Origin of the sequence: Sporosarcina obsidiansis, from assembly GCF_009651005.1 — a bacterium.
GTDB lineage: Bacteria > Bacillota > Bacilli > Bacillales_A > Planococcaceae > Sporosarcina > Sporosarcina obsidiansis.
On sequence record NZ_WHVW01000003.1, the window covers coordinates 31,671 to 54,978 of the forward strand.

At 41.2% G+C, this 23,308-nt stretch carries 24 protein-coding genes and 1 pseudogene; 7 read left to right on the forward strand and 18 right to left on the reverse strand.

Features of this window, described 5'->3' with window-relative positions:
• Positions 1–140 precede the first annotated feature (140 nt).
• The 7 genes from GD002_RS03680 to GD002_RS03710 all read right to left on the reverse strand — a co-directional run bounded on the left by GD002_RS03680 (position 141) and on the right by GD002_RS03710 (position 6,938).
• Entirely contained in the window at positions 141–1,676 is a 1,536-nt protein-coding gene (locus GD002_RS03680) for an AbgT family transporter (RefSeq protein WP_153730990.1), read from the reverse strand.
• Positions 1,677–1,689: 13 nt separating this feature from the next.
• Entirely contained in the window at positions 1,690–2,874 is a 1,185-nt protein-coding gene (locus tag GD002_RS03685; RefSeq protein ID WP_153730991.1) for a M20 metallopeptidase family protein, read from the reverse strand.
• Between the two features lie 234 nt (positions 2,875–3,108).
• Positions 3,109–4,047 (reverse strand): ABC transporter permease, encoded by a 939-nt coding sequence (locus GD002_RS03690; RefSeq protein WP_153730992.1) that lies wholly within the window; start codon positions 4,045–4,047, stop codon positions 3,109–3,111.
• On the reverse strand, positions 4,025–4,948 hold the full coding sequence (locus tag GD002_RS03695) for an ABC transporter ATP-binding protein (protein ID WP_153730993.1): 924 nt from the start codon (positions 4,946–4,948) through the stop codon (positions 4,025–4,027). The genes GD002_RS03690 and GD002_RS03695 overlap by 23 nt, the downstream gene beginning before the upstream one ends.
• A gap of 84 nt (positions 4,949–5,032) precedes the next feature.
• Positions 5,033–5,704 carry an ABC-2 transporter permease gene (locus GD002_RS03700; protein WP_153730994.1) on the reverse strand — a complete coding sequence of 224 codons (672 nt, stop codon included), beginning with the start codon at positions 5,702–5,704 and terminating at the stop codon, positions 5,033–5,035.
• Complete coding sequence (locus tag GD002_RS03705) at positions 5,701–6,561, reverse strand: ABC transporter ATP-binding protein (protein ID WP_153730995.1); 861 nt, start codon at positions 6,559–6,561, stop codon at positions 5,701–5,703. Before GD002_RS03705 ends, GD002_RS03700 begins: the two co-directional genes overlap by 4 nt.
• 5 nt (positions 6,562–6,566) lie before the next feature.
• On the reverse strand, positions 6,567–6,938 hold the full coding sequence (locus GD002_RS03710; RefSeq protein WP_153730996.1) for a GntR family transcriptional regulator: 372 nt from the start codon (positions 6,936–6,938) through the stop codon (positions 6,567–6,569).
• Between the two features lie 201 nt (positions 6,939–7,139).
• Here GD002_RS03710 and GD002_RS03715 point away from each other — a divergent pair, with 201 nt between their 5' ends.
• On the forward strand, positions 7,140–7,526 hold the full coding sequence (locus GD002_RS03715; RefSeq protein ID WP_153730997.1) for an S-Ena type endospore appendage: 387 nt from the start codon (positions 7,140–7,142) through the stop codon (positions 7,524–7,526).
• 45 nt (positions 7,527–7,571) lie between these two features.
• Here GD002_RS03715 and GD002_RS03720 read toward each other — a convergent pair whose 3' ends face one another.
• Positions 7,572–8,207 (reverse strand): S-Ena type endospore appendage, encoded by a 636-nt coding sequence (locus tag GD002_RS03720; protein ID WP_153730998.1) that lies wholly within the window; start codon positions 8,205–8,207, stop codon positions 7,572–7,574.
• 586 nt (positions 8,208–8,793) lie between these two features.
• Between GD002_RS03720 and splB the strand changes: the two genes are divergently transcribed.
• Positions 8,794–9,822 (forward strand): spore photoproduct lyase, encoded by a 1,029-nt coding sequence (gene splB, locus GD002_RS03725; RefSeq protein WP_153730999.1) that lies wholly within the window; start codon positions 8,794–8,796, stop codon positions 9,820–9,822.
• Between the two features lie 24 nt (positions 9,823–9,846).
• On the opposite strand, the gene GD002_RS18095 is transcribed toward splB, so the two are convergent.
• The 3 genes and pseudogenes from GD002_RS18095 to GD002_RS03735 all read right to left on the reverse strand — a co-directional run bounded on the left by GD002_RS18095 (position 9,847) and on the right by GD002_RS03735 (position 11,397).
• Positions 9,847–10,926 carry an ATP-binding cassette domain-containing protein gene (locus tag GD002_RS18095; protein WP_330583376.1) on the reverse strand — a complete coding sequence of 360 codons (1,080 nt, stop codon included), beginning with the start codon at positions 10,924–10,926 and terminating at the stop codon, positions 9,847–9,849.
• Positions 10,927–11,079: 153 nt separating this feature from the next.
• Positions 11,080–11,145, reverse strand: a pseudogene (locus GD002_RS18120) (hypothetical protein); the annotation flags it as partial.
• Positions 11,146–11,160: 15 nt separating this feature from the next.
• Positions 11,161–11,397 (reverse strand): ATP-binding cassette domain-containing protein, encoded by a 237-nt coding sequence (locus tag GD002_RS03735; protein WP_153731001.1) that lies wholly within the window; start codon positions 11,395–11,397, stop codon positions 11,161–11,163.
• 404 nt (positions 11,398–11,801) lie between these two features.
• Between GD002_RS03735 and GD002_RS03740 the strand changes: the two genes are divergently transcribed.
• Entirely contained in the window at positions 11,802–11,963 is a 162-nt protein-coding gene (locus tag GD002_RS03740; protein WP_330583375.1) for a hypothetical protein, read from the forward strand.
• 10 nt (positions 11,964–11,973) lie between these two features.
• On the opposite strand, the gene GD002_RS03745 is transcribed toward GD002_RS03740, so the two are convergent.
• Positions 11,974–12,129, reverse strand: a complete 156-nt coding sequence (locus GD002_RS03745) for a hypothetical protein (protein WP_153731003.1) — start codon at positions 12,127–12,129, stop codon at positions 11,974–11,976.
• Between the two features lie 75 nt (positions 12,130–12,204).
• Positions 12,205–13,134: a patatin-like phospholipase family protein gene (locus tag GD002_RS03750; protein WP_153731004.1), complete on the reverse strand. Its 930-nt coding sequence runs from the start codon at positions 13,132–13,134 to the stop codon at positions 12,205–12,207.
• A 191-nt stretch (positions 13,135–13,325) separates the two neighbouring features.
• Between GD002_RS03750 and GD002_RS03755 the strand changes: the two genes are divergently transcribed.
• From GD002_RS03755 to GD002_RS03770, 4 genes are all read left to right on the forward strand, one after another.
• On the forward strand, positions 13,326–13,667 hold the full coding sequence (locus GD002_RS03755; RefSeq protein ID WP_153731005.1) for a DUF378 domain-containing protein: 342 nt from the start codon (positions 13,326–13,328) through the stop codon (positions 13,665–13,667).
• 146 nt (positions 13,668–13,813) lie between these two features.
• Entirely contained in the window at positions 13,814–15,808 is a 1,995-nt protein-coding gene (locus GD002_RS03760) for a methyl-accepting chemotaxis protein (RefSeq protein WP_153731006.1), read from the forward strand.
• Between the two features lie 273 nt (positions 15,809–16,081).
• Positions 16,082–17,494, forward strand: a complete 1,413-nt coding sequence (locus GD002_RS03765) for a vWA domain-containing protein (protein WP_153731007.1) — start codon at positions 16,082–16,084, stop codon at positions 17,492–17,494.
• 230 nt (positions 17,495–17,724) lie between these two features.
• Complete coding sequence (locus tag GD002_RS03770; protein ID WP_228548300.1) at positions 17,725–18,351, forward strand: DUF5643 domain-containing protein; 627 nt, start codon at positions 17,725–17,727, stop codon at positions 18,349–18,351.
• A 34-nt stretch (positions 18,352–18,385) separates the two neighbouring features.
• Here GD002_RS03770 and GD002_RS03775 read toward each other — a convergent pair whose 3' ends face one another.
• Genes GD002_RS03775 through GD002_RS03795 form a run of 5 tightly spaced genes read right to left on the reverse strand, consistent with a single transcriptional unit; the run spans position 18,386 to position 23,117 of the window.
• A complete protein-coding gene (locus GD002_RS03775; protein ID WP_153731009.1) occupies positions 18,386–19,147 on the reverse strand; it encodes a polyphenol oxidase family protein in 762 nt (253 codons plus the stop codon).
• A gap of 39 nt (positions 19,148–19,186) precedes the next feature.
• Positions 19,187–20,299 carry an o-succinylbenzoate synthase gene (gene menC / locus GD002_RS03780; RefSeq protein WP_153731010.1) on the reverse strand — a complete coding sequence of 371 codons (1,113 nt, stop codon included), beginning with the start codon at positions 20,297–20,299 and terminating at the stop codon, positions 19,187–19,189.
• Entirely contained in the window at positions 20,289–21,110 is an 822-nt protein-coding gene (locus tag GD002_RS03785) for a GNAT family N-acetyltransferase (RefSeq protein ID WP_228548283.1), read from the reverse strand. The genes menC and GD002_RS03785 overlap by 11 nt, the downstream gene beginning before the upstream one ends.
• Positions 21,107–22,270 (reverse strand): amidohydrolase, encoded by a 1,164-nt coding sequence (locus GD002_RS03790; RefSeq protein ID WP_153731011.1) that lies wholly within the window; start codon positions 22,268–22,270, stop codon positions 21,107–21,109. The genes GD002_RS03785 and GD002_RS03790 overlap by 4 nt, the downstream gene beginning before the upstream one ends.
• A gap of 1 nt (position 22,271) precedes the next feature.
• Positions 22,272–23,117: a MurR/RpiR family transcriptional regulator gene (locus GD002_RS03795; RefSeq protein WP_228548285.1), complete on the reverse strand. Its 846-nt coding sequence runs from the start codon at positions 23,115–23,117 to the stop codon at positions 22,272–22,274.
• Between the last annotated feature and the right edge of the window lie 191 nt (positions 23,118–23,308).

The window sequence follows — 23,308 nt, forward strand, 5'->3', positions numbered from 1 at the left end:
TATAACCTATGTATTCCTATTAGTATAACAAATAAATGAGCTTTGACGTAAACTTCCTACATCCTAATCATTACCCACTTCCAACGTTAAAAAAGTGCCTCTCAGCCGCAAACTCAAGCTAAGAGACACTTTACATATCATTAATTTAGAAAAATAGGTGCACCTGGTCCTACTGGAATTCCTAGCAAGTACCAAACAATTAAGAGAATGATCCAGAAAATACCGAAGAATACAGAGTAAGGGAACAGTCCTGCGATTAGCGTACCGAGCCCCGCTTTTTTATCAAATTTCTGTGCGAACGCTAAGATAAGTACCAAATAGGGGAACATTGGTGTGATCGGGTTAGTGATCGAGTCTCCAATTCTGTACATCATCTGTGTAAATGCCGGATGATAATCCAAGTACATGAACATCGGTACGAAGATAGGAGCCAGGATTGCCCATTTTGCTGAGGCACTACCTATTAATAAGTTAACTAATGCCACAAATATAATGAAGGAAACGAATAATGGAATTCCTTTAAATCCAATGCCGTCTAGAAACTCTGCGCCTTTAATTGCAATGATTGCTCCTAAGTTACTTGCATTAAAATAAGCAAGCATTTGAGCGGAGACGAATACAAGAACTATATAAGGTCCCATCGAACTCATCGCACGTCCAATTTGCTGTCCGAAGTCCTTGGTGCTCTTGATAGTTTGTGCGCCGATTCCGTAAAAAATGCCGGGTACTAAAAATAGAATCATGACTAATGGAACCACTGCTGCCATAAGCGGAGAACCTTGGATGATAGAACCTGTTTCAGCATTCCGTAACCAGCCATTAGAAGGGATGACTCCGATTAACACGATAGCCACTACAACTACTACAGAAATATTAGCCCATCGTAATCCTTTCTTTTCAAGCGGTGTAATTACCTCATTTGCTACTATCTCTCCTTCAAACATACCGTAGCGTGGGATCGTAAATTTATAAGTAACCCATGTTCCAACAACGAGCAAGAAGAAGGTTGACACGGCAATGAAATAATAGTTCATTGCGGGATTGGCAATGAAGGAAGGATCCACAGTTTGCGCACCGATTTCTGTGAAACCAGCAGCTAACGTATCGCTCATCCCAATGAGAATATTTGCTGAGAAGGCACCAAGCGTTGATGCATAGGCAGCAATTAATCCGACAAATGGGTGGAAACCGAAAGACATGAGGATGGTTGCAGCAAGTGGCGGCAATACGACTTGCGTGGCATCCCCAGCAACGTTTCCAATAATACCAATTAAAACGATCATCGGAATGATAATTTTTTTCGGTGTAGAAAGAACAGCTCTTCTCATTAAGGTCTTAAAGTATCCACTTTCATCTGCAAGCCCCACACCAAGCATGATGACTAAGACGGCGCCAAGTGGTGGGAAGTCACTGAAGTTCTTGACCATACCCGTCAACATGTCCAAAATACCGTCTTTTGAAAGAAGGTTTTTCACAACAATTTCTTTACCATCTGCCGGACTGACAGCAGAGAGATTCAGGTACGAAGCAATTGCAGAGATGACTAAAATAATTAATGCCATTATCGCGAATAAAACGATTGGATCTGGAAGTTTGTTTCCTGCAATTTCAATTCGATTCAACATCTTGTTGAAAAACGAATCCTTCTTTTGAGAAGAATCTACGTCGTGCCTCATATTTCTTCCTCCTTTAGCTTTGGCTAGTTAAAAATAGAGCAGTCGAAACGAAGTAAGAGATGCCTATTTTCAATGCTTCTTCATTTATTTCAAAACGTGGATGGTGGTGAGGATAAAAGACATCATCCCTTTTTTGCATGGCTCCCACGCCAATATAACAACCAGGTACGATATTACTGAATGCTGAGAAGTCTTCTCCGCCCATCATAGGTGGTACGATCTCTACCTTTTCCTCTGTAAAGAAATCTGTGAGATGCTGTAAAACTTTGGTCGATAAATCGATATCATTTACAACGGGATCATAGCCATATTGATACGACAACTCGGCAGTAGCACCATGAGCTTCAGCTATATTAGAGCTGATCTTTTCAATGTTTGTTTTGATTTTCTCTCTTACGTCATTAGATAATGTACGAACGGAACCGCCAATTAGGGCCTGGTCAGGAATCACGTTATAAGCGTCACCGCTCCGGAAACGTGTACACGAGATGACACCGCTTTCAAGAGGGCTCAACACCCGTGAGACGATTTGTTGAAGGTTCGATACGATCTGTGCACCGATAGCCAACGCATCGATTGCTTCTTCAGGTTGAGATGCGTGTCCTGATTTTCCTTTTACAGTAATATCAAAAATGTCAGATGCAGCTGACATTGCACCTTTTGTCACCTGAATTTCTCCAACTGGTACGGTAGACCATAAGTGCATCCCTAAGATGCAATCTACACCTTCTAATACTCCTGCCTCGACCATTTCCTTGGCGCCACCAGGGGGTAATTCTTCGGCATGCTGAAATAAAAACACATATTCACCGGTAAGCGCTTTCTTCATTTCTGACAGAATTTTTGCTGTACCAAGTAGCATGGAAGTATGTCCATCGTGTCCACACGCATGCATTTTTCCTTCTACGTGTGATTCAAAAGGGATGCCAGTCTCTTCGTGAATTGGAAGTGCATCGATGTCCGCACGCATAGCAATCGTTTTTCCTTCCCCAGCCAAGCCCTTTAATCTTCCCATCACACTCGTTTTAGTAGGTCTTGATACTTCAATCCCGTCAAATGTTTGTAACTGTTCTTCAATAAACTTGGACGTCTCATATTCTTCAAATGACAGTTCAGGATTCTGGTGTAAATGGCGTCTCCATTCTATGACCTGTGGAAATATTTCTTCTACCATGTTTGTAATCGTTTTCTTTTGCATATTAGTGACACCTCATACTTTGCGCTAATTTAACGACTATGTCGCTATATTGTTATTATAGTATCTACCACGAAAAAATATCAATAGCTAAATTTTCACAGCTTTCAAAGAAAGGACAATTTTTGCTTTTTGCAGACGGAAAAAAACAAGAGAAAAAGGCAGCTCGGCTACCGTTCTCGCAACCTTTCTGCCTTTTTTTCTATACGTTAATTCCTATTACACAATTATCGTTATTTATGCAGTAATATCTCGTTTTGTAAACACCATATAGCTGATTACTAGGAAGATGACGAGGTATACAGCTAAAACGGTAAGTGAAAAAGTAATCGTCATTCCTTCTATAAATGGATAACCGTTCTCATAGACGGTAAGGTCCATATGAGTAAACACGAGATACTTCACGATTTCGTATTTTGCAAGTAATAACACGATGGTATTGCCTGTAAAGAAAATGAAGAGGGAAAGGCCAATTGCCATTCCATTTGAACGAAATACGCTTCCAATCATAAACGCGAAGGTAGCCGTGATAATGACATTGGCAAAAGACAGTATAAGCATGTATAAGCCATGTCCCCATACAGATAAGGAAACCACTGCATTACCGTCCCACTTCAGTTCTTGACCGCCACCAGCAGGAAATAGAATGTATGCGCAAGCGATAGTAACAATGAATCCAATGAACATCAGCAAGATCCCAAATAGGAGAACGGTGATATATTTTGATGTCATGATTTTCCACCGTTTGACTGGCCGCGTAAGTAACATTTTAATGGTTCCCTGAGAGAATTCAGAAGCCACAATGCCTGCTGCTACAATGACAGTGAGTAATACAACGAGACTGCCAATTGCTACAGGGTTGATAATCAAAGACTCGCGGCTATCCTCTGCTAAAGGAGGAATGTCATGAGCTAGACGGTATTCCAAAATTTTAATTGTTTCTTCTGTTTGCTTTCGTTCACTTTCTGGTAAATCCAATTGGAGAGCTTCGTTAGTATATTTCAATTGTTCCTGTACATTCGCTTTCCAATCTGTTGGCTCTGTCGTGTTCTGACTATTTATCCACTTGGTTAATCCCATTAGGCCAATGACGAGAACGATTAATAAAAGCGTCATGATCCAGGTGCCTTTTTTTGTCCAGAGTTTCATCCATTCATTTTGTATGAGCTTCAGCAATTTGCCCACCTCCTGTAATTTCCAGGAATTGATCTTCTAATGTTTTACGGTGCGGTTGCACAGCGAACACTTCGATTCTATTAGCCGTCAGCAACTGTATGACCGATGGAATTTGATTTTTCTCGGCCTGTAGTACCAAGCCGACGGGCAGTGATTCTACCGCGTAACCTTTGGAAGTCAGCAGACTCTGTGCTGTTTCGGCAGGGGAGAGTTCCAGATAATAATGAGATTGTGCGGTTTCTGACATATCGCGGATATCGACCAGCCTGCCATTTTGAATTACAGCTATCCGGTCGCACATTAATTCGATTTCCGAGAGCATATGGCTCGAAACGAATACAGAAACCCCTTCAGTTTCTGCAATAACACGCAAGTACTGACGGAATTCTCGAATGCCTGCAGGGTCCAGTCCGTTTGTCGGTTCGTCCAGGATCAAAAACTTCGGCCGATGCAATAAAGCCTGAGCCAGACCGAGGCGTTGCCGCATGCCGAGAGAATAAGTGGACACTTTTTCGTTAATTCGCTGTTCCAATCCGACTTGTCGGACGACTTCATCGATCCGTTCTTTGGTGATATTTTTCTGCATGCGTGCGAAATGCACCAAGTTTTTATAGCCCGACATGAATTTGTACATCTCGGGATTTTCCACAATGACGCCGACTTTCGACAGGCCTTCTTCAAAGTTCTCCGAAAGCGGTTTGCCGTCAATGAGGATTTCGCCGCTCGTCCGCTTCATCAGTCCAACCATCATGCGGATCGTCGTTGTTTTTCCTGCTCCATTCGGCCCCAGGAATCCGGTGATTTGGCCGGGATATAATGATAAACTTACATCATCGATAATTTTTTTCTTTCCGATGACTTTCGTCAAATTTTGTAACTCAACAATTGGTTTTATGTCCATATATCCTCCTTTTTGTATCAGTAATGAAATCTTACTTGTACTATTTAACGATTTTCATTTGAGAAAGTTATAAGATGTAAAATATTACGCATGGTCAAAGTCAGTCTTGCGTACAATTCGTATAGATACCAGGATGGATAGCCACGTCACCAAGGTGCTGACCAGAAGGACTGCGAGTGCGACTGTCCATTGATTGACAGTGACGAGCTCCGCGGTTTGCCGGAAGAATTTTTGTTCCGCTACCATTCTTGGATTTTCCATGATGTTCAGTATGATTCTGAACGACATCATGCTCAGTAACGGCAAGATAATCGTCAAAGAAGTAGCCAATACATATCCCGCTTTGAATTGCAGCGGATAAAACAGGGATATGATGATAAAAAAGCTTCCGAGTGCGATAAGTAATTCAGGTATCGTCATCATCCGTGTAGGAAACGGAGCGAACGTATCGAACAGGAAGATATAAACGAGCACCGCAGCCGCGGTCAGACCGAACCACATGAAACCGGCCGCGTACTTAGCCAGAACGAATTGTTTTCTTGTGACTGGAAGGCTGTTGATTAAGACAGATTCTTTCTCAATAGATTTGTTGCTGGTTGAAATGGCTATGAAATAAGCTAGGAAGATCAGGAGTAAGACATGGCGCACAGGCTGACCGTCTGTAAAAAAGTTTGTGAATATGACGAACCACAGGGCTGTAAGGAAGTAGGTACTCACCTTTTGCGTATATAAATCTTTTCTTATTAAAGCGTTCATTGAGATCCGCCCCTTCCTGTGTAATACATGATGTCTTCGAGTGTCGGTTGTTCAACGAGTAATGATGACAGTTGGTCTAAAGGGATTTCCGCAGTATCCACCAGGCATTCAAAGCCGACATCTGTTCCACGCAGTCCAATCACAGGCAATTCATCAAGCAGACTGCGCTGATCTGCTGTACCTTTTATCAATACATAGCGTTCCGTGAATTCATCTTTCTCTCCTTGAAAGATAATCCGTCCATCATGAATGAACACTATAAAATCTGCTATTTTCTCCAAATCAGTTGTGATATGTGTCGAGAAGAAGATAGCCTTTTCCTCATCTTGTATAAGCTCCTGCATCATATCAAGCAGCTCGCGGCGGACCATCGGATCCAACCCTGCTGTCGGTTCATCCATAATGATAAAGTCAGGATGGTGGGAGAGTGCCATTGCAAGTGAAAACTTCATGCGCATTCCTTTGGATAAATGCTTGACGCGTTTAGCAGTATTCAGCTGAAACTTCCTAAGATACTGATAGAACAGTTCATCATCCCACTCTGAATAGAAGGGGGCGAGAATCCGTTTGTTTTTCTCAATAGTAAGATCTTCATAATAGAAATCCGCGTCATAGACAAATCCGATGCGTTCCTTGATCTCTGCAGTATGATTTTCATGTGACTCGCCAAATACTCGGATTTCTCCTTGTTCAGTTCGAATCAAATCCATCAAACAGCGGATTGTCGTCGTTTTTCCTGCACCATTTGCCCCGATGAATCCGGTAATGAATCCTTTTTTAATATCAAAGCTGAGATCGTTCAGTGCAAAGCCATTGAACTGCTTCGTCAGGTTTCGTACTTCTGCTATATTTTCCATTCAATTCACTCCTCGTACAGCAATGTCAGCATATGAATCAGTTCTTCAAGATCCACGTCAAAAGCCCGTCCGTCTTCAATCACATTCACCAGCTGTTCTTCAATTTTCTTTAACTGTTCTTCCTTCAAAATCTCGCGGTTCTGTGTAGCGACAAATGAACCTTTGCCCGGAAACGTTTCAATAAGTCCGTCGCGTTCCAGTTCTTCATAGGCCTTTTTTGTTGTAATGACACTGATCTGCAAGTCTTTTGCAAGTTTGCGTATAGAAGGCAGCGCTTCTTTCTCTTTCAGTGCCCCTAATAAAATCTGCTCCTTCAGTTGATTCTTGATTTGCAGATAAATCGGCTGGTTCACTGAATTGGAGATGACAATATTCAACACATCACCCTATCTCTGATTATATACTGTATATGTACAGTATATACAGTCGTGGTTTTGCGGTCAAGGTCTATGTAAATAAATAGTCTATATACATATTCATCAGGTTCAAAAAACAAACAGGCATTCGCCTTTTACTAGTCGCAGTACTTAAACAAGCTCTTAGCGCGTGCGTATTCTAAGGGTAGGAGGTGAGAGAATATGACTTGTAAAAACGATTGCTTTGTTTCACGAGGCAAATGGGTAGCAGGAAGCGCAACAGACGCTGCGGTTAAATGTGTATGTAAGTCTGTACCGTTTGAAGTGCGTGGGCCGAGAATTGACGATTATGAAACAATTTTTTATAATCCTCAGAGTTTGCTTAACATTGGAGTGTATACAGTGGTCAACTATACAAATGCCGATATGACTATCGAATTTGAAGTAGATGGACCTGGAGACACTACCCAAACAATTCCTGCCGGTGGATCAATTACAGTTCAATTGCAGAACTTGGAACGTATCCGTGTAAGAGGTACGTCCTTAGACAATGCGGAAGACGGACGCTTAGATTTTGAAATCTGTTTCCCACTAGACTTCACAGCTTAATCACTAGAAAAACACTGATTGCTTCGGCAATCAGTGTTTTCTTATTCATAGAAAGCAGATTGTGTCGTAATGGAGAGACTTTATTTGAATATCAATCACTCCATCAATGGGGTGTACTTCGCTGCTTAATGAAATAGTTAGTAAATCGTTTACATTAATTGTACTAGTCTCTCCATTTCGTACCACTAGTGAAAATGTTCCTTTATTTGTGCAAAGCCAAACGGTCACATCCTCTGCATTTCCTTGAAAGCTCACGGTAATGGTTGCTTCATCCTCATTTCGATTAAGCAATGCCTTCCATATGACGTGACAATCATCTTCTAACAATGAAAAGGGTGTACTAATGATTTGTTCAAATGGCTTACATAATTCGAGGGTATCATACACGGGGTTCGTGACGGTTTGTATCCTGTAAATGTTTGAAAGGTTTAAAACAACTATAGCCTTTGTTCGCAACAGAACGTCACGAATAGGAGCCAGTACTTCAACCATGACATGGCTTTGTTTGATAGAAGAAATCAATATAAACGGGGATTTAACGAATGTTCCAGATATAGCTACTGAAAAACAAATCGGGTCTTCATTTTGTTGAATTAGCATGAAAGGAATAGGAGTTTTGTTTTGTGGTTGACATTGTCTGGATTGAAGATCGAGAATCTCATTAATTACTAATTTTTTCATACGCATCGTTCCTGTCTAATCTATGATAATTCAATATATACATTGGTACAGGCTACTGACACGGCCTATCAAAACCCCTTAGTAGTTTATTTTGACAGCAACTATTTAACACATAACTTGGGCCTTGACGTTACATCTCACGCAATTGTCTAAATGAAAAGGGGGCTGTTCGAAAAGTGGTTTTCACCTGGCTTTTCGGGCGGCTCTTATTTTTGGTTGGATAGGAAAATTTCTGTTCATCCTAGGCTGTTTGTAAGATGGTGAACGAATCGTTTGGCTGGTTGTGTGGCCAAAGTCGGAAATCTCACCCAACCGCCCATAGAAACCGATCGGTGCGATGCAACTTTGGCGCGTTGCCTAGCTTTTTTACGTAAATAAAATAACTGCCACTGAAAGATATTTCACTTTCAGGACAGCTTCAACGGAAATTCACCTTTATGGACGCGGTGAATATATAGAGATTGGACTTTTTTACTTAAATCGTCGGGAAGAATATGGAGAAACAAAGAAAATCTTTGAGCGACATAATCTAAACGGAATGACTCACACTAATAGAAATAAAAATCGCATAGGAGAAAAAACTACTATGAATAAACCCTTTATTCCGCAGTTAGTCTATTTCGAACCGGGAGCATTGGAGTACGCTTTAGGACAAGAGCTGAAAAGTAAATTTGAAGAGATGGGTATTGAAATCCGCTACACAACGTCACACAATCAAGTGCGGAATCTTCCGGGTGAAACGGATGCTCAAAAATATCGCATGGCGAAGTCAACGCTAGTAGTCGGAATACGGAAAACTTTAAAGTTTGATACGTCGAAACCGTCTGCAGAATATGCGATACCGCTTGCCACCGGCTGTATGGGGCATTGTCATTACTGTTATTTACAAACGACAATGGGGAGTAAACCGTATATTCGAACTTACGTGAACGTAGAAGAAATTTTAGAGGCAGCAGACCGTTATATCGAAGAGCGTGCGCCTGAAATCACGCGTTTTGAAGCTGCCTGTACTTCTGATATTGTGGGCATCGATCATCTAACACATTCATTAAAACGAACAATTGAGCATATTGGCCAAACAGAGCTCGGTCGGCTACGGTTTGTCACCAAGTTTCATTTTGTCGATCATTTACTTGACGCTAAGCACAACGGCAATACCAGATTCCGATTTAGCGTGAATGCCGACTATGTCATCAAAAACTTTGAGCCGGGAACCTCTCCATTGGATAAACGGATTGAGGCGGCCGGAAAAGTAGCTCGCGCTGGCTATCCACTTGGGTTCATTGTGGCACCAATTTATTTGCACGAGGGTTGGGAAGAAGGATATCGACACATGTTCGAACGTCTAGACGCAGAACTTCCAATGGATGCACGAGATGATATCACCTTTGAATTAATTCAGCACCGCTTTACAAAGCCTGCCAAGAAAGTGATTGAAAAAAACTATCCCAAAACCAAGTTGGAGTTGGATGAAGAAAAGCGGCGTTACAAATGGGGTAAATATGGAATCGGAAAGTACATCTACCCGAAAGATGAGGAAGATCAGATTAAGGATCGGTTATACAGCTATATAGATGAATTCTTCCCCAATGCAAAACTGGAGTACTTTACCTGAACACCATCACATGACGTGAGTAGATTACGACTTAGCCGCCTTAATCAATTGTAATAATTCATTGAAGCGAGCGTCGAGCTTGGCATATTGTTTATCTTTAGGCGTTAAAAAGGATAATTGGCCAAGCACTGCTTGTTTTTCTGTTTCCAATGTTAGCAATTCTTCAGATGTAGTATTTATAGCTCTAGGTAAGTGTAAGGTACCATTATCAATCGTTACACTTCGAGTGGCCAACTTATTTCGGAAATAACGATCATGAGAGACAAAAATAATAGTGCCTTCATAAGCTTGTAGTGCTTCTTCTAATTGTTCACGTGAGGCAATGTCGAGATGATTGGTTGGCTCATCTAATAATAAAACATTACGTCCCTCAAAAATAAATTGTGCAATTTTTAGTTTGATACGCTCGCCCATACTTAACTGTTGAATGGTTGTATGCCAATGTGTGTTGGTGAAGCCTAAATGGATCAGTTGAGTACGAATTTCACCTTCTTCTTCGAAATTATCGTATGTGAAGAATTCGGCAATGGTTTGCTCAACAGGAAGGTCATAAACGGATTGCGATAAATAACCGATGTTTGCGGCCTCTGATAGCCATAGCTCACCACTTGTGACGGTATGAGTATACATTGCTTGTAGCAAGGTAGATTTGCCGGTGCCATTCGCTCCAAGTACCGCGATTTTTTCACCGCGTGTAACAACAAGGTTAACGTTTTGTAAAATAGGGTGTATCACACTGTTTTTTAATTCGATAATGCGTTTTCCCATCGTGCGCTCTGTTGCAAGCGAAAAATGAATGGCGTGTTCTTTGCTTACCTTTTCTACATGATTTTCTTGTAGCTGCTGTTCTAATTTTTTACGCTTGGATTTCACTTGTTTGTCAGCACGCTTTGCCTTGGTACGATAATATTCCTTCGCACCCATCGCTTTCGGATGGTGATTGGCGGTAGATTCCTTGTGCATATTTGCTGACCATGTCTGTAGGTCATTAAGCTGTTGCTCGACATGTGCAATCCGTTTTTGTTGAATTGAATAAGCATGCATCTGACTGTCGCGCTTCACCTTACGCCACTTTTCATACTGACTGTAATTACCAGCTACCATATCAATGGCACCGTCATCAATGGACCAGATAGTTGTAGCTATTTGATCTAAAAAGAATCGGTCATGTGAAACAATTATCCATGTCTTGGAACTCCCTTGAATAAGGTCTGTTAATTTCAAAACGCTCGTTTCATCTAGATGGTTGGTCGGTTCATCAAGTAAAATAATCGCAGCGCGTGAAGTCAATGCTTTTGCTAAGCGTACTTTCAATTGCTCACCTCCGCTTAAACTTTCTTAAGGGAAGTTAGGGACATGCCAATCACTTAGAAAAGCAAGTTCCTCAGATGTATAATCTAGTTTTTGGCTTTGTGCCTCCTGTGTCACAATTGCACTCGTTTTTATAGCATCGTGCAATTGGTGTAAAAGTGTAGACTTGCCGCATCCATTAGGTCCAACAATCCCAACTGTTTCGCCGTGTTCTATCGTTACGGTTGTTTCTTTGAATAAACGGTGTGCTACCGTAATCTGCATAAAGCATCTCTCCCTTTTGTTTAGAAAGAAAAAATCCCTCTAAACAAGTAGTTTAGAAGGATTAGCCATGTTTAAAAAAACGCACAAAACTTGCGCGAGTCGAAAAATGAACAGACTAATCCTATGGTTGTTGTAAACGAAAAAATATTCGTTTCCTTCAATTTCCATAGATTAGTTATCCATTGTCCACTCGTCACCCCGTTCGTATAATAGTAATTCCAGTATAGAAAGCGCGTTATAGATTGTCAAATGAACAAAGAAAAGATTCTCAGTGAGCCTTCCTTACAAACTCACGGAATAGTGTAATAGAATTTCAGACAAAGGAGTGAACACAAATAAGCAGATGCACTATTGACCATTCTACTGAAGACGTTAAACAAAAGCTAAAAGAACAGCAAACATTTATGCCGCAAGAGCTAGTGGAAAGATGTGAATTGTTTTTAAGCAAGCCATTGGAACAAGAGACGTTAAATGAGGTGTTTCATCTATTGAAAAAGTATGATTTGGCAGCGGAAGAAGAAAGAGTCGGACGGAATCAAGTGATGGGGAAGTTGTTTATTATATGAAATAAAATAACTAACTTGCATCGCCTTGCAAAAGAGAGATCGCCGTTTGGAGCAGCTGAATATCTTGTAGGATAAAAGATTTTACATCGGCGGGTGCAGTTTGGTATTCATCATTCAGAAGTTGAAGTTCTCGGTTGAAAATATAACTTTCTTGACAATTGGTCATTATCGCAACCCTCCTTGTAAGTCATTTTACCCGGCACGTGTAGGGTCTAAACTGAATTGAAGTCAAATATTTCATTTAGATGACATTTTTCTGTCTAATTACTCGTAAGTGGGGAGAGTTACGACTAGGAGACCAGGTGCGTAAAAATTGCTTCGTGCGGTTTCGTCCGATTGTCAGAAGTTCTTCAATTTGCTCTTCAGTCATATCGAATTTTGTAGCACTATAATCTTCTACTGGAATAAAGACGATATTTTTTTCGTGCTCTCGGGAGATGTATTTTTCGTCATGAGCGTTCTTCATCGTTGAAAATAACGCTTCAAATAATTGCAAAGCATTGTGAATAGAGCGTTCAGGTACTTCTTCTTGGCGTCGACTTAATTTTAGTCCAATTAATGGGCGCTTCTCTGATTGTGAATCATCTTCAAAAATCCACATGGGAAAATTACTAAGCACTCCACCGTCTACGACAACTGTCCCTTTTGGTGCATCCAAGCGGACAGGCTCAAAAAAATAAGGAATACCACAACTCATACGTAATGCCTTGGCGATCGAAAATTTATTAGGATCAAAGCCATATTGGTCTAAGTCGTCTGGTAACACCATGATTTTACCGTTCGTTAAATCAGATGCCACTAATTTTAAAGAGCCTTTCGGAAGATCGCCAAATGCATAGCAACCTTTTCGTGCGAGCTTGTCAAAGAACCAATCTTCAAGCGCCTTTCCTTGATATAATCCCATTCTCCAGTAAAGAGAAACCCACTTCATAAAAGGGAATGGAAGAAGGGTCTTTCGAGGATCTAGCAGTGATTGGAAGTCTTCTTCCGCTAACATCTCTTTAATTTCATTCCCCGTATAACCAGCAGCCAGAAAACTTGCTAAGATCGATCCTGCACTCGTTCCGGCCAGGTTTTTAAAATGATAGCCTTGTTCTTCTAGTTCCTGAACTGCCCCCACTAGTGCAAATCCTTTTAATCCACCACCTGAAAAAACACCATCAATTCGCATGCTATCCCTACTTTCATTTTCAGTCTTCTTCTACTGTAGAGTCCAAAATGTTGAAATAGAACCTGGGACAGCTCAATTCTTATGAAAAATGCATGAAAATGCTCGTTTGGTGAACCATATGAAGGAATCTTTACACGTAACAATTAAATTGGTATGGATTCGACTTTGGGTAGGTAAAGGAGGTGTAAGGTATGAGCATGTTTATGCGGATTGCGTTAGCTTTGGTCATTATTGGTGCCCTTAACTGGGGATTGATCGGTTTTTTCAACTTTGATTTAGTGGCTACCATATTTGGAGGGCAAGATACATTACTGGCAAAGATTATTTATGCAATTGTTGGGCTTAGTGGATTAGCGACAATCGTGCTCTTATTCAGACCGGATGAAGAGGCAGAAGAAGAGCATAGAGCAAATCGCGATACGTTCAGGAATGTAAATTACAATACTGAATTTGGAGATGAACCAGACTTTAAGGAAATACGTAAAAAGTCCGAACGAGAAAACAGTGATTCAAAAGATGAGAAAAAGTTTTAAATGAGAACCCCTTTACTTTATGTAGAGGGGTATTCTTATTCGGTAATTTTAAAATTATTATAAATATTTTATAAAAACTAAAGTTTTGAGTCTTTTGGCCGAAATAGTAGGTGTAAGATATTATACATAGATGGGGAAGATTTCATATGAAAAATTCGATAAAGATGAAAGTGATCAGTGTGTCAATGGTCCTGTTTTTCTTGGGAGCAATAGTTATGACCGTTCTCAGTAGTACGGCTGTGCAAAAGAATTCATTTGAGAATAACATCGAGGCAAGCCAGGCAGTCGTAAATGAAATGGGTCGTTCGATTGAAAGATATCTAACGCAATTTGAAAAGGGTTTAGGTCAATTGGCTAATTCTGAGGATTTTGTAACCTACCAGAATACTACTGGAGAGAAGAAGAGTGTAGCAGAACAGGGTACGATAAAGGAATTGGAAGATTTTTTGAAAGTCTATGATAAAACGTCTTTTATTTACTATGCAACACCAGATAAGAAAATGCTTCACGTTCCCGCAGTAGAGTTGGATGAGGGATTTGATCCAACGAGTAGAGGTTGGTATAAGGGGGCTGCAGCAGACCCTGACTCCGTGTTTTGGACAGATCCATATGTTGACGTAGCTACCAATGATTTTGCGATAACGGCAGCAAAAGCGGTAACAGTCGATGGGAAGGTTGCAGGAGTCATTGGATTGACAATTGAGTTATCGGTTTTTACATCTCAAATATCCGATACGTCATTAGGATTTAATGGATACCCGATCATGATGGACAATGTGGGAATGGCTATTTCACATCCGAAATATCAAGGAGAAAACCTGATCGACTCGCCAATTATATCTAAAATGTATGAGAGTGATTCAAAGGAAAATACTCTCCGGTACGAAGAGGAGGGGAAGAAACGAGTAATGATTTATTCTACTCTTCCAAAGTTAGGTTGGAAGATTGGTGCGGTTTATAATGAGAAGGATATTAATGCGATGGCGAGCAAATTACGTATTTCTATGATTGTGATTACAATTATTACGTTAATCGTCTTACTTATTGTCCTGTATATAGTAATGGGCCGTACCTTGAAACCGGTTGGCACATTGAAGAACCTCATGGGGGCAGTAGCACAAGGTGATTTGACAGTCCGCTCCGATATACAGTCGAAGGACGAGATGGGTGAACTAGGAAACTCGTTTAATGTCATGATCGACCATATGGACAAGATCATTACAGTTGTGAATCAATCTGCTAGCAATGTGCGTTTAAATTCGGAGAGTATGAGCGCGGTGGCTGAGGAGACGAACGCGTCCAGTTCAGAAGTGGCTCATGCGGTAGGGGAAATTGCCAAAGGTGCTGCGAAATCGGCAGAAGATGCAGAATTGGTTACGGAACAAGCAGAGATGCTTGGCGACCAGATTAATGATATTGCTCGTAAATCGGAACAGATGACGGATATTGCACAGCAAGCGGGCGAGATGAATACGAATGGTTCGATGCAGATGCAACAATTAAAAGGTTCATTTTCCGATTGGGAAGGTGATTTGCGCTCTATGTTTGAAGTCATTGGGACGCTTGGAGAAAAAGTGAAGGCAATCGGCAGTGTGATGGAGACGATTACCGATATCTCATCACAGACGAATCTTCTCGCGTTGAACGCCAGTATTGAAGCGGCTCGTGCCGGTGATCATGGTAAAGGGTTTGCTGTAGTAGCAGCAGAAGTGCGTAATTTGGCAGAACAATCTGCTCGGTCTACCGATGAAGTTAAAGAGACTGTATTAGAATTACAGGAAAAGTCTCGATTGGTCACCGTTCAAATGCAGGAAACGATGGATAATTTTCATCGTCAAAGCGGTGTAGTCGATCAAACGGAAACAACGTTTGGCGATATCTCTAACTTGATGAACGACATGCAGCAATCCATAGATAATGTCTATAACCAAGTGCAGAATGTGACGAATTATAAAGAACAAGTGACACAAACGATTCAGATGATGGCGGCGACTGCTCAAGAAACGGCAGCGGCTTGTGAAGAGGTGAGTGCATCCACCGAAGAACAGTTACGAGCTACCCAATCTGTCACAGATTCGGCAATGAAGTTGACTGAACTTAGTGAAAATCTCAGTCAGGCAGTTGAACAATTTAAGATTTAATCGTATTTATAAGGGCTGTTTACTGAGTGCTAAACAGCTTATACATGATGTATGAGCGTTGCCAATCCAATATAGCAAGGAAATTAGAAGCTGTCCGCATTTCAGGACAGCTTCTTTCTTGTGTAGAGCTTATCACCTAGTAGTCGTTGGATAAGTTCCTTTCGACTATTTTTCAGTGAATTGTATGGAAAAGTCAGGAATTTTTACATAGAAACCTCTTTGTCTGCTCAATCGTAAATAGGAGTATTGGAAGATGGATAAAGGGGGATAGCGATGTCATACAAAAAAATATTTTTTATGTGGTTGATATGTAGCTTTTTGTTTGTGGCAGCTTGTTCAAATCAAACAGGAGAAAAGGAGGAGGGTTCTTCTACTACAAGTGAAGAAAGTGGGCAACCTGTAAAAGAGTCAGTGAAGGATGAAATTCCGCCAGCTGCTCAGACGATAGACGATCTAATGCATCAGTCAGCAGGTACTTTAGTAGAAGAATTCATGGACCCAGAAGTAGAAGCAGCGCGTACAGTTAATTTCGTTGCGTATCTTAGATTTTATGAGGATACATTTAAGGGAGTGATGGAAAGAGAACTACCAGCCTATTTTGAAGAACATTCGCAAGCTAACGCAGAGTCAATTTATGACTACCTAGTCTATACGTTGGGATCGGGACAGTATAAACGATACTATGATCAGTTGGTTGATTTTGATCATGGGTATGTAATGCCAGAATTACCTACAGGTGAGGATGAAATCGAGCGGGTGAAATCGCAAAAAACCAATATTGTCATTTTAATGGACGCGAGTGGCAGCATGAAGGCTGAAATCGCAGGTGAATCTAGGATGAATTTGGCTAAAGAGGCGATTGAAAATTTTACAAGTGAGTTAGACGATTCTGTGAATGTTGCATTATTTGCCTATGGTCATAAAGGAAAAGGCACAGAGGCTGATCGAAAATTATCGTGCTCATCAATCGAGACACTATATCCATTAGGTGCTTATGAAGAACCTTCATTTCAGGAAGCAATGAATTCGTTTGAGGCGAGTGGATGGACACCGCTTGCGGGAGCTATGGAGAAAGCACGAACCTACTTGTCTACTTACGATCGTGAGAAATTCCGAAATATAGTGTATGTCGTTAGTGATGGTGTGGAAACTTGCGGTGGCGATCCAATAGCGGCGGCTAAACAATTGAATGCCAGCCAAATAGAGGCGAAAGTTAATATTATAGGATTTGACGTAGATGATGAAGGGCAAAATCAACTGAAGCAAGTGGCAGAAGCGGGTGGTGGCCAATATGCAACGGTTCGAAATCAAGCAGAATTTGAAGAGGTACTTATTCAGAAATGGAAGCCTAGTAGAATGCAGGTCATCACGCAGCAAGGTGTGAAACTACAAGATCTGGTCGGTCAGATGGAAGCGTTAACTCTCATTTATGATCGACTAACAAACCTCTCTACTCGTGAAAGCCAACGAATCACCGATGCCGTCTATTTCTTGAAAAATGAAAAGTATATTAGCGAAGAAGTGGCTAGCGAGGTACTCGAAATGATTAAACAGCAACGAGAGCTAAGGGATACTCATTTTAATGAACTGAAAGAACAAAAGAGCGCTGAAGCCGATCAAGCAAAAGATGAAATAGATGCCGCGGTGAATAAATGGAAGGACGAATGGTCTGAGGTATTAGAATAGATAGATGTAAAGGGGCTGTTTGAAAAGTCATTATTAACTGACTTTTTGGATGGTCCTTGTTTTTGTGGAAGTGCTAAAGATAGAGGAATTGCGCGGTGAATGGCTAGTTTGGCTCGTTCCGTTACTGGTTTGGCTCTGTGCGGATTGACTAATGCGCGGTCCAAAGAAGCTTTGGCTCGGTTCGATGGTACTTTGGCGCGGTGGAATGATACTTTGGCTCGTTCCTCAATCTGAATCAAGAAGTGGAAATCGAGTCACAAAAATTCACTGTTGAGACTATTACCGTGTCACCGTTGCGAGTAGGCGTGAAGATTTCGATGAATCCTTCCAACGCGATGAAAATTTTGCAGTTTGAGGATATGCGGCTGGAGTATGAAAAAGGGGAAGTGTGGGGATCGATCCGCAATGGATCTTCAGCATTTGGTGACGAAGACGGTGGTCAAATATATTTTCTACAGAGCAATTATTTTGCGCAGACGGAAAAGCTTTATTTGCGAATCAATAAGGTGCAAGCTCTGAGTAAAGAAGAAGCGGTAGCAGAAATCAATACAGAAACAGGGGAATGGCTCAATCAGCCGGAAGATCAAAAAATCCAGTTGCTGACATCAAATAAGAGTCATGTAGTACTCTCCATGAAAAATTGGGACTCTGAGACTTTTCCTTACGACTTATTCAGCTCCATAATAGATGCTAAAGGAAAAGAGGTTGAAAAATCTGCAATTGGAACGTACTCTGACGAAGGATCCAGCAAGTGGAACGTAAGTTTTCGTCAAAGTAATTACACGAACCCACTGAAGCTTGAATTGTTTGCATATCCGAACTATCTAGAAGGAGACGTCAAGGTTGAATTAAAGTGAAAACGGGCAGTGACATATTCCGTCACTGCCTGTTTTATGTTGTCCTTCGAATAAAACTCAAATGCCGTCCTGCTTTTTTATCCTCACGATAGGAAAAACCATCTGCGCTTTGGAATGTGCAAGTACGGTCAATTGTAATATTGCTAGAAGGAATTCCAGCTAACTCACATTGCTTTTTCACCGTCAGTTGATTGTCAATATGGTATTTATTTGTTGTTTGATTGTATTCCATCCACTCATCAGCATAGCCAAGATCGTAGAATTTCTTATAGACATCTTCATCCACTTCAAATTTCTCCTGACTGAGTGCAACACCGATTTGTACGTGTACTTGACGGAGGTCGCAGTGTTCTACTTGCTGTAAGTGGCGGAATAATTTTAGCGTGATCTCCTTCGCCGTCCCTTGCCACCCCGAATGAATGACTCCAACTAACGGGCAATCATCACTGTAGAACAGTACTGGGACACAATCTGCAGTCAAGCTACATAACACGATATTTGGCTCAAAGGTGTACAGCGCATCTGTATCTGCAATCGCAGTTTCTTGCTTGTCTGCCCCTTTACCTCGGTCATTTACTGTCACACAATGAAAGTTTGCGCTATGTGTTTGATTGGCGAACACGAAATCTGCAAGGCTGTACTGTAGAAAACTGGCTAATCGTTTTCTGTTTCGAATCACATGATCTGTCGATTCACAAGCATGAAGGGCCATGTTATTATTTTCGAGTTGTTCACTATCCTTCATTGTGGTGCCAGCTAGTATTTCTTGATTTTGGGTATAGACCGTCATTTTCATAAAAATCCCTCCAGCCTTACTATATGCCAATTACGTCCATTAACCCCTGTGAAACACCCGACTATGCACCATGCACTCTTCCACCTTGTCCCAATTCAAATCAAACCCGATACCAGGCGTTGTCGGCACCTCAATGAGCCCGTCATGCATAGTGACTTCTGGCAAGATGATGTCTTCATCCCAATAGTGCGCAGATGGAGCTGTATCGCCGGGAAGACTAAAGTTTGGCAAGCTTGTGATGGCGATATTATGAGCCCGTCCAACACCTGCTTCTAGCATACCGCCACACCAAATCGGGATTTGATATTGCTGACAGAGATCATGAATTTTCTTGGACTCAGTTAGACCGCCTACACGTCCGATTTTTAAGTTGATGATTTTACAGCTGCCCAGTTCAATTGCTTTTCTAGCATCTTCTGCAGAATGAATACTTTCATCTAAGCAAATAGGTGTTTCAATTTGAGCTTGTAACTGTGCATGGTCGATGATATCTCCATGATCTAATGGCTGTTCAATCATAGTAAGACCAAACTCATCAAAATGACGCAAATGATCGATATCTTTTAAAGAATAGGCACAATTGGCGTCTGCCATCAGCTGGATATCAGGGAATTGACGACGAACGGCACGTAAAATGTCCAAGTCCCATCCCGGCATAACTTTGACTTTAATTCGCTTGAAGCCAGCATCCAAGAAGCCTTCAATTTTCTGTAGTAACTTCGCTTCAGATTCTTGAATCCCAATACTCACGCCTACTTCTATTTGTTTCTTCGTGCCACCAAGTGCAGTAGCGAGCGGTAAATTCTGTTCTTTCGCGTATAAGTCCCAAACAGCTCCTTCAATCGCCGCTTTGGCATTGTAGTTCCCGCGAAAATGAGTAAAAGCCTTCGAGACATCGTCGGGATGCTGAATGGATGCCTTGAATAGAGCAGGTATTAAATAATCTTGTAGCATATGCCAATTTGTTTGAACGGTCTCTTCGTGAAAGAGCGGAACAATAGAGGCTACTGACTCACCGTATCCAGATATGCCTTTTTCTGATTTCACTTCTACCAAAATAAAATCTTTATCAATCTCTGTTCCCACACTCGTTTGAAAAGGGTGTAACAGTCTCATCTTCATATACCGTAAAATGACAGTTTTAATTTCCATTTGAATTCCCTCGTTTCTCTAATATATAGACATAGCTTTCACTGAATTCCGGATGTTTTAAAAGATCGGTCACGACCCATCCGTTGTTCAGATAATCTTTGAACACTTCTCTCGTCTTTTCTCGCCAAATCATAGCCGCTGAAAAATCGTGTTGTTTAAGCTCTTGAAAGTTGGCTGGTACAGGAACATACACGATCTCATCATCTTTTCGCCAATGCGTCTGCTCTGCAAATAAAAATCCATTAGTAACACTTGTTTCAATAAGTGAAGGGCTGTGTTGTAAATCAATGGGACTGATATCGGAAGGCTCTTGTCGAATATTCCATTCCACTGTAAAACGATCGGTTGGAATTCCACTATTCATCTCGTCTTCCATCTCTCCATAAGCATTTTCAATATAAGCCACGACGACAGCGCGTAGTTTATGTAAGTTTAAGTTTGCATTGACCGTTTCAAGTGGATCATAGGTCCAAATAATACGGTCAAATCCCTTTTCAAGTGCAACTTGCCGTTGAGCTACTTTTAATTTTTCGCCAATACCCAGTTTACGATAATCTGGATGGATGCCGAGACTATGTGAATATAAATAGACCTCTTTGCCGTCAAATCCAGGAAAGCTGTATTGAAAGCCGATCAATTTATCCCCGTCAAATGCACCTAAGATCAATCCACCGTTTTTAACGGTAGCAATGGTATGACTGATAGGTACGGTGTCTTCTACACTCCAAACGATGGACTCCAGCGCATGAACTTTGTGTAAATCCTCAAGCGTTTCTATTAATCGAAGCGTTAAAGAAGCTGAATTTATCACAGGCTATTCTCCTCCATTCCTTGATCTGCATTTAGTAGCAGTTGGGTTAGTATTTTTGTTCCATAGATCAAGGCGTCTGTATTAAATGTCATCTGTGGATGGTGAAGTCCAGGTTTTAAATCACAGCCCAAGCCGATCATCGTGGCGGGAATATGAGGCGTTTTCCATGTGTAGAAATGAAAATCCTCTGCTCCTTGTGAAATGCAAGGAGCAGCCACATTTTCCTTACCTAATATAGAACCGATCGCATGCTGTGCTAGATGAACGGCCTGGTCATTTTTAGTGGCAGCAGGAGAATACCCTTCTTCCTTGCAAGTAATATTCGTTTCTGTCAGTTTAGCAGTGCTGTCAATAATATGGCGGGCTTTTGACAATAAAGCATCCATCGTTTCATTCGCTTCTGCACGAATATCCAAAGTGAATCGGGCGCTTGCAGGAATAGAATTACTCGTTTCACCGGCATGCAGTTCCGTCATTTTTATAGAGTATTTTTTATTGCCGGGCAGACGGATCTGTTTTAACGACTGAATCAATAAACTTGCCGCTTCAATCGGATTATTACCTTCTTCTGGTCGTGCTGCATGGGCAGGTGTTCCTGTAATGACTCCTGTTAATGTCGCAGAAGAACCATGTAAAATAACAGGGGCTGATTTGCCAAAAGGTACTTCTGTGTGTGGTCTGACGTGCACACCACCTAAAAACAATACATCTTCCAAAACACCTTCTTCCATCATTTGCAGCGCACCTTCTGCTTTTTCTTCTGCAGGTTGGAAGATGAACCGAATGGTGTGTTGTAAAGAGAATTTACTGTCTTGGAGTGCTAACGCTGAATACAACGCCATTGTACTATGCCCGTCGTGGCCGCAAGAGTGATTGGCTTTCACGGTACCATCTACTTCTTGAACTAAGGCATCCATGTCGGCACGAAGCGCAATGACGCCTTCCTTTTTTCCTGCTATTTCTGCAATAAATCCATAGTGACCTGTATAGGTTTTGACTTGTAGACCGGCAGCTGATAGTTTTTCCTGTAAATAACGAGATGTCTTTTGTTCTTCCCAGCTAGGCTCTGCGAGTTTGTGCAACTCTTGATAGGTTTGCAAGATCTGTTCTCTACGGTCTTCAATGAATTGAATTGGATTATTCAAGGAAATATCCTCCATTCTATTCTAAAAATAATTGCTGTTCTGTATATAGTTGCTCTAGGTGCTGTTGCCGCTTGGAAATGCGTTCACGATCGCGGATTCTCATGCCTGCAAGAAGCATATCCAACAAACTAATAATAGATGCAATGGAATGAGAGTCGACTGTGTCTTTTTCAGCACTTGTAAACGTCATATCTGCCAGCTGACCGAGAGGAGATAGTGCTCTATCCGTAATACCGATCACTTTTGAACCTCTCTCTTTAGCCATCTTTGCCGATTGTACGGTATCTTGACGATAGCGTGGAAAGGAAAAAATTATGGCTACTGAGTTTGCAGTCAAATCACAAATATCTTCTGTCATAAAGCCAGTTGGGTTGGAAATTACGACGTTATCTCTCATTTGCTTCAGCGCATAAAACAGCCAATACGCTGCTGCATATGAACTACCAAAGCCTCCAATATATACTCGGTCTGAATGAATGAGAACGTCAACCACTTGCCAAATATCTTCAGTATTGATTTGCTCCTTAACATGTTGCAAAATAGTTTGTTCTCTCTGGATTACTTGGTGAATGAAGTAATTATCATCCATTTGCTTCTCTTCTGAAGGAGATCCTTCATAAATGTTCTGCTTAGGTGAGAGCCAATCTTTGCGAAGAGCTTGTTGTAATTCTGAATAGCCGCTAAATCCCAGTGCATATGCTAAACGAATGACTGTTGTTTCACTTACACCCACCTGTTTTCCGATTTGAAAGGCTGTTAGTAACGCTGCTTCTTGTGGTCGGTCAATATAAAAAGTAGCCACTTTTTTTTGGCCGGGAGATAAGGAAGAATAGTGTATTTTTATCGTCTCATCTAAACCCATCATAGCATCCCCCTACAATCTAGTGAAGTTTTTCCTTCTTTTATTAAACCATATTGCACTTTAAACTTCAATCAAGAGACGTGTTTCGAACATTGACATTTCCTGTTGATTAGATAAAATAGGTAACTGAAACTATGCAGATTAGTCTGTTTCTAATTTACTTCAATTTCTGTGAGTGTTCTATGCAAACC

Excerpts from the sequence above, each read along its gene's own strand:
- GD002_RS03680 (WP_153730990.1), bottom strand. The coding sequence starts at position 1,676 with ATGAGGCACGACGTAGATTCTTCTCAAAAGAAGGATTCGTTTTTCAAC.
- GD002_RS03685 (WP_153730991.1), bottom strand. The coding sequence starts at position 2,874 with ATGCAAAAGAAAACGATTACAAACATGGTAGAAGAAATATTTCCACAG.
- GD002_RS03695 (WP_153730993.1), bottom strand. The coding sequence starts at position 4,948 with ATGGACATAAAACCAATTGTTGAGTTACAAAATTTGACGAAAGTCATC.
- GD002_RS03700 (WP_153730994.1), bottom strand. The coding sequence starts at position 5,704 with ATGAACGCTTTAATAAGAAAAGATTTATATACGCAAAAGGTGAGTACC.
- GD002_RS03705 (WP_153730995.1), bottom strand. The coding sequence starts at position 6,561 with ATGGAAAATATAGCAGAAGTACGAAACCTGACGAAGCAGTTCAATGGC.
- GD002_RS03715 (WP_153730997.1), top strand. The coding sequence starts at position 7,140 with ATGACTTGTAAAAACGATTGCTTTGTTTCACGAGGCAAATGGGTAGCA.
- GD002_RS03720 (WP_153730998.1), bottom strand. The coding sequence starts at position 8,207 with ATGAAAAAATTAGTAATTAATGAGATTCTCGATCTTCAATCCAGACAA.
- splB (WP_153730999.1), top strand. The coding sequence starts at position 8,794 with ATGAATAAACCCTTTATTCCGCAGTTAGTCTATTTCGAACCGGGAGCA.
- GD002_RS18095 (WP_330583376.1), bottom strand. The coding sequence starts at position 10,926 with ATGGTAGCTGGTAATTACAGTCAGTATGAAAAGTGGCGTAAGGTGAAG.
- GD002_RS03735 (WP_153731001.1), bottom strand. The coding sequence starts at position 11,397 with ATGCAGATTACGGTAGCACACCGTTTATTCAAAGAAACAACCGTAACG.
- GD002_RS03740 (WP_330583375.1), top strand. The coding sequence starts at position 11,802 with ATGCCGCAAGAGCTAGTGGAAAGATGTGAATTGTTTTTAAGCAAGCCA.
- GD002_RS03745 (WP_153731003.1), bottom strand. The coding sequence starts at position 12,129 with ATGACCAATTGTCAAGAAAGTTATATTTTCAACCGAGAACTTCAACTT.
- GD002_RS03750 (WP_153731004.1), bottom strand. The coding sequence starts at position 13,134 with ATGCGAATTGATGGTGTTTTTTCAGGTGGTGGATTAAAAGGATTTGCA.
- GD002_RS03755 (WP_153731005.1), top strand. The coding sequence starts at position 13,326 with ATGAGCATGTTTATGCGGATTGCGTTAGCTTTGGTCATTATTGGTGCC.
- GD002_RS03760 (WP_153731006.1), top strand. The coding sequence starts at position 13,814 with ATGAAAAATTCGATAAAGATGAAAGTGATCAGTGTGTCAATGGTCCTG.
- GD002_RS03765 (WP_153731007.1), top strand. The coding sequence starts at position 16,082 with ATGTCATACAAAAAAATATTTTTTATGTGGTTGATATGTAGCTTTTTG.
- GD002_RS03775 (WP_153731009.1), bottom strand. The coding sequence starts at position 19,147 with ATGAAAATGACGGTCTATACCCAAAATCAAGAAATACTAGCTGGCACC.
- menC (WP_153731010.1), bottom strand. The coding sequence starts at position 20,299 with ATGGAAATTAAAACTGTCATTTTACGGTATATGAAGATGAGACTGTTA.
- GD002_RS03790 (WP_153731011.1), bottom strand. The coding sequence starts at position 22,270 with ATGGAGGATATTTCCTTGAATAATCCAATTCAATTCATTGAAGACCGT.
- GD002_RS03795 (WP_228548285.1), bottom strand. The coding sequence starts at position 23,117 with ATGGGTTTAGATGAGACGATAAAAATACACTATTCTTCCTTATCTCCC.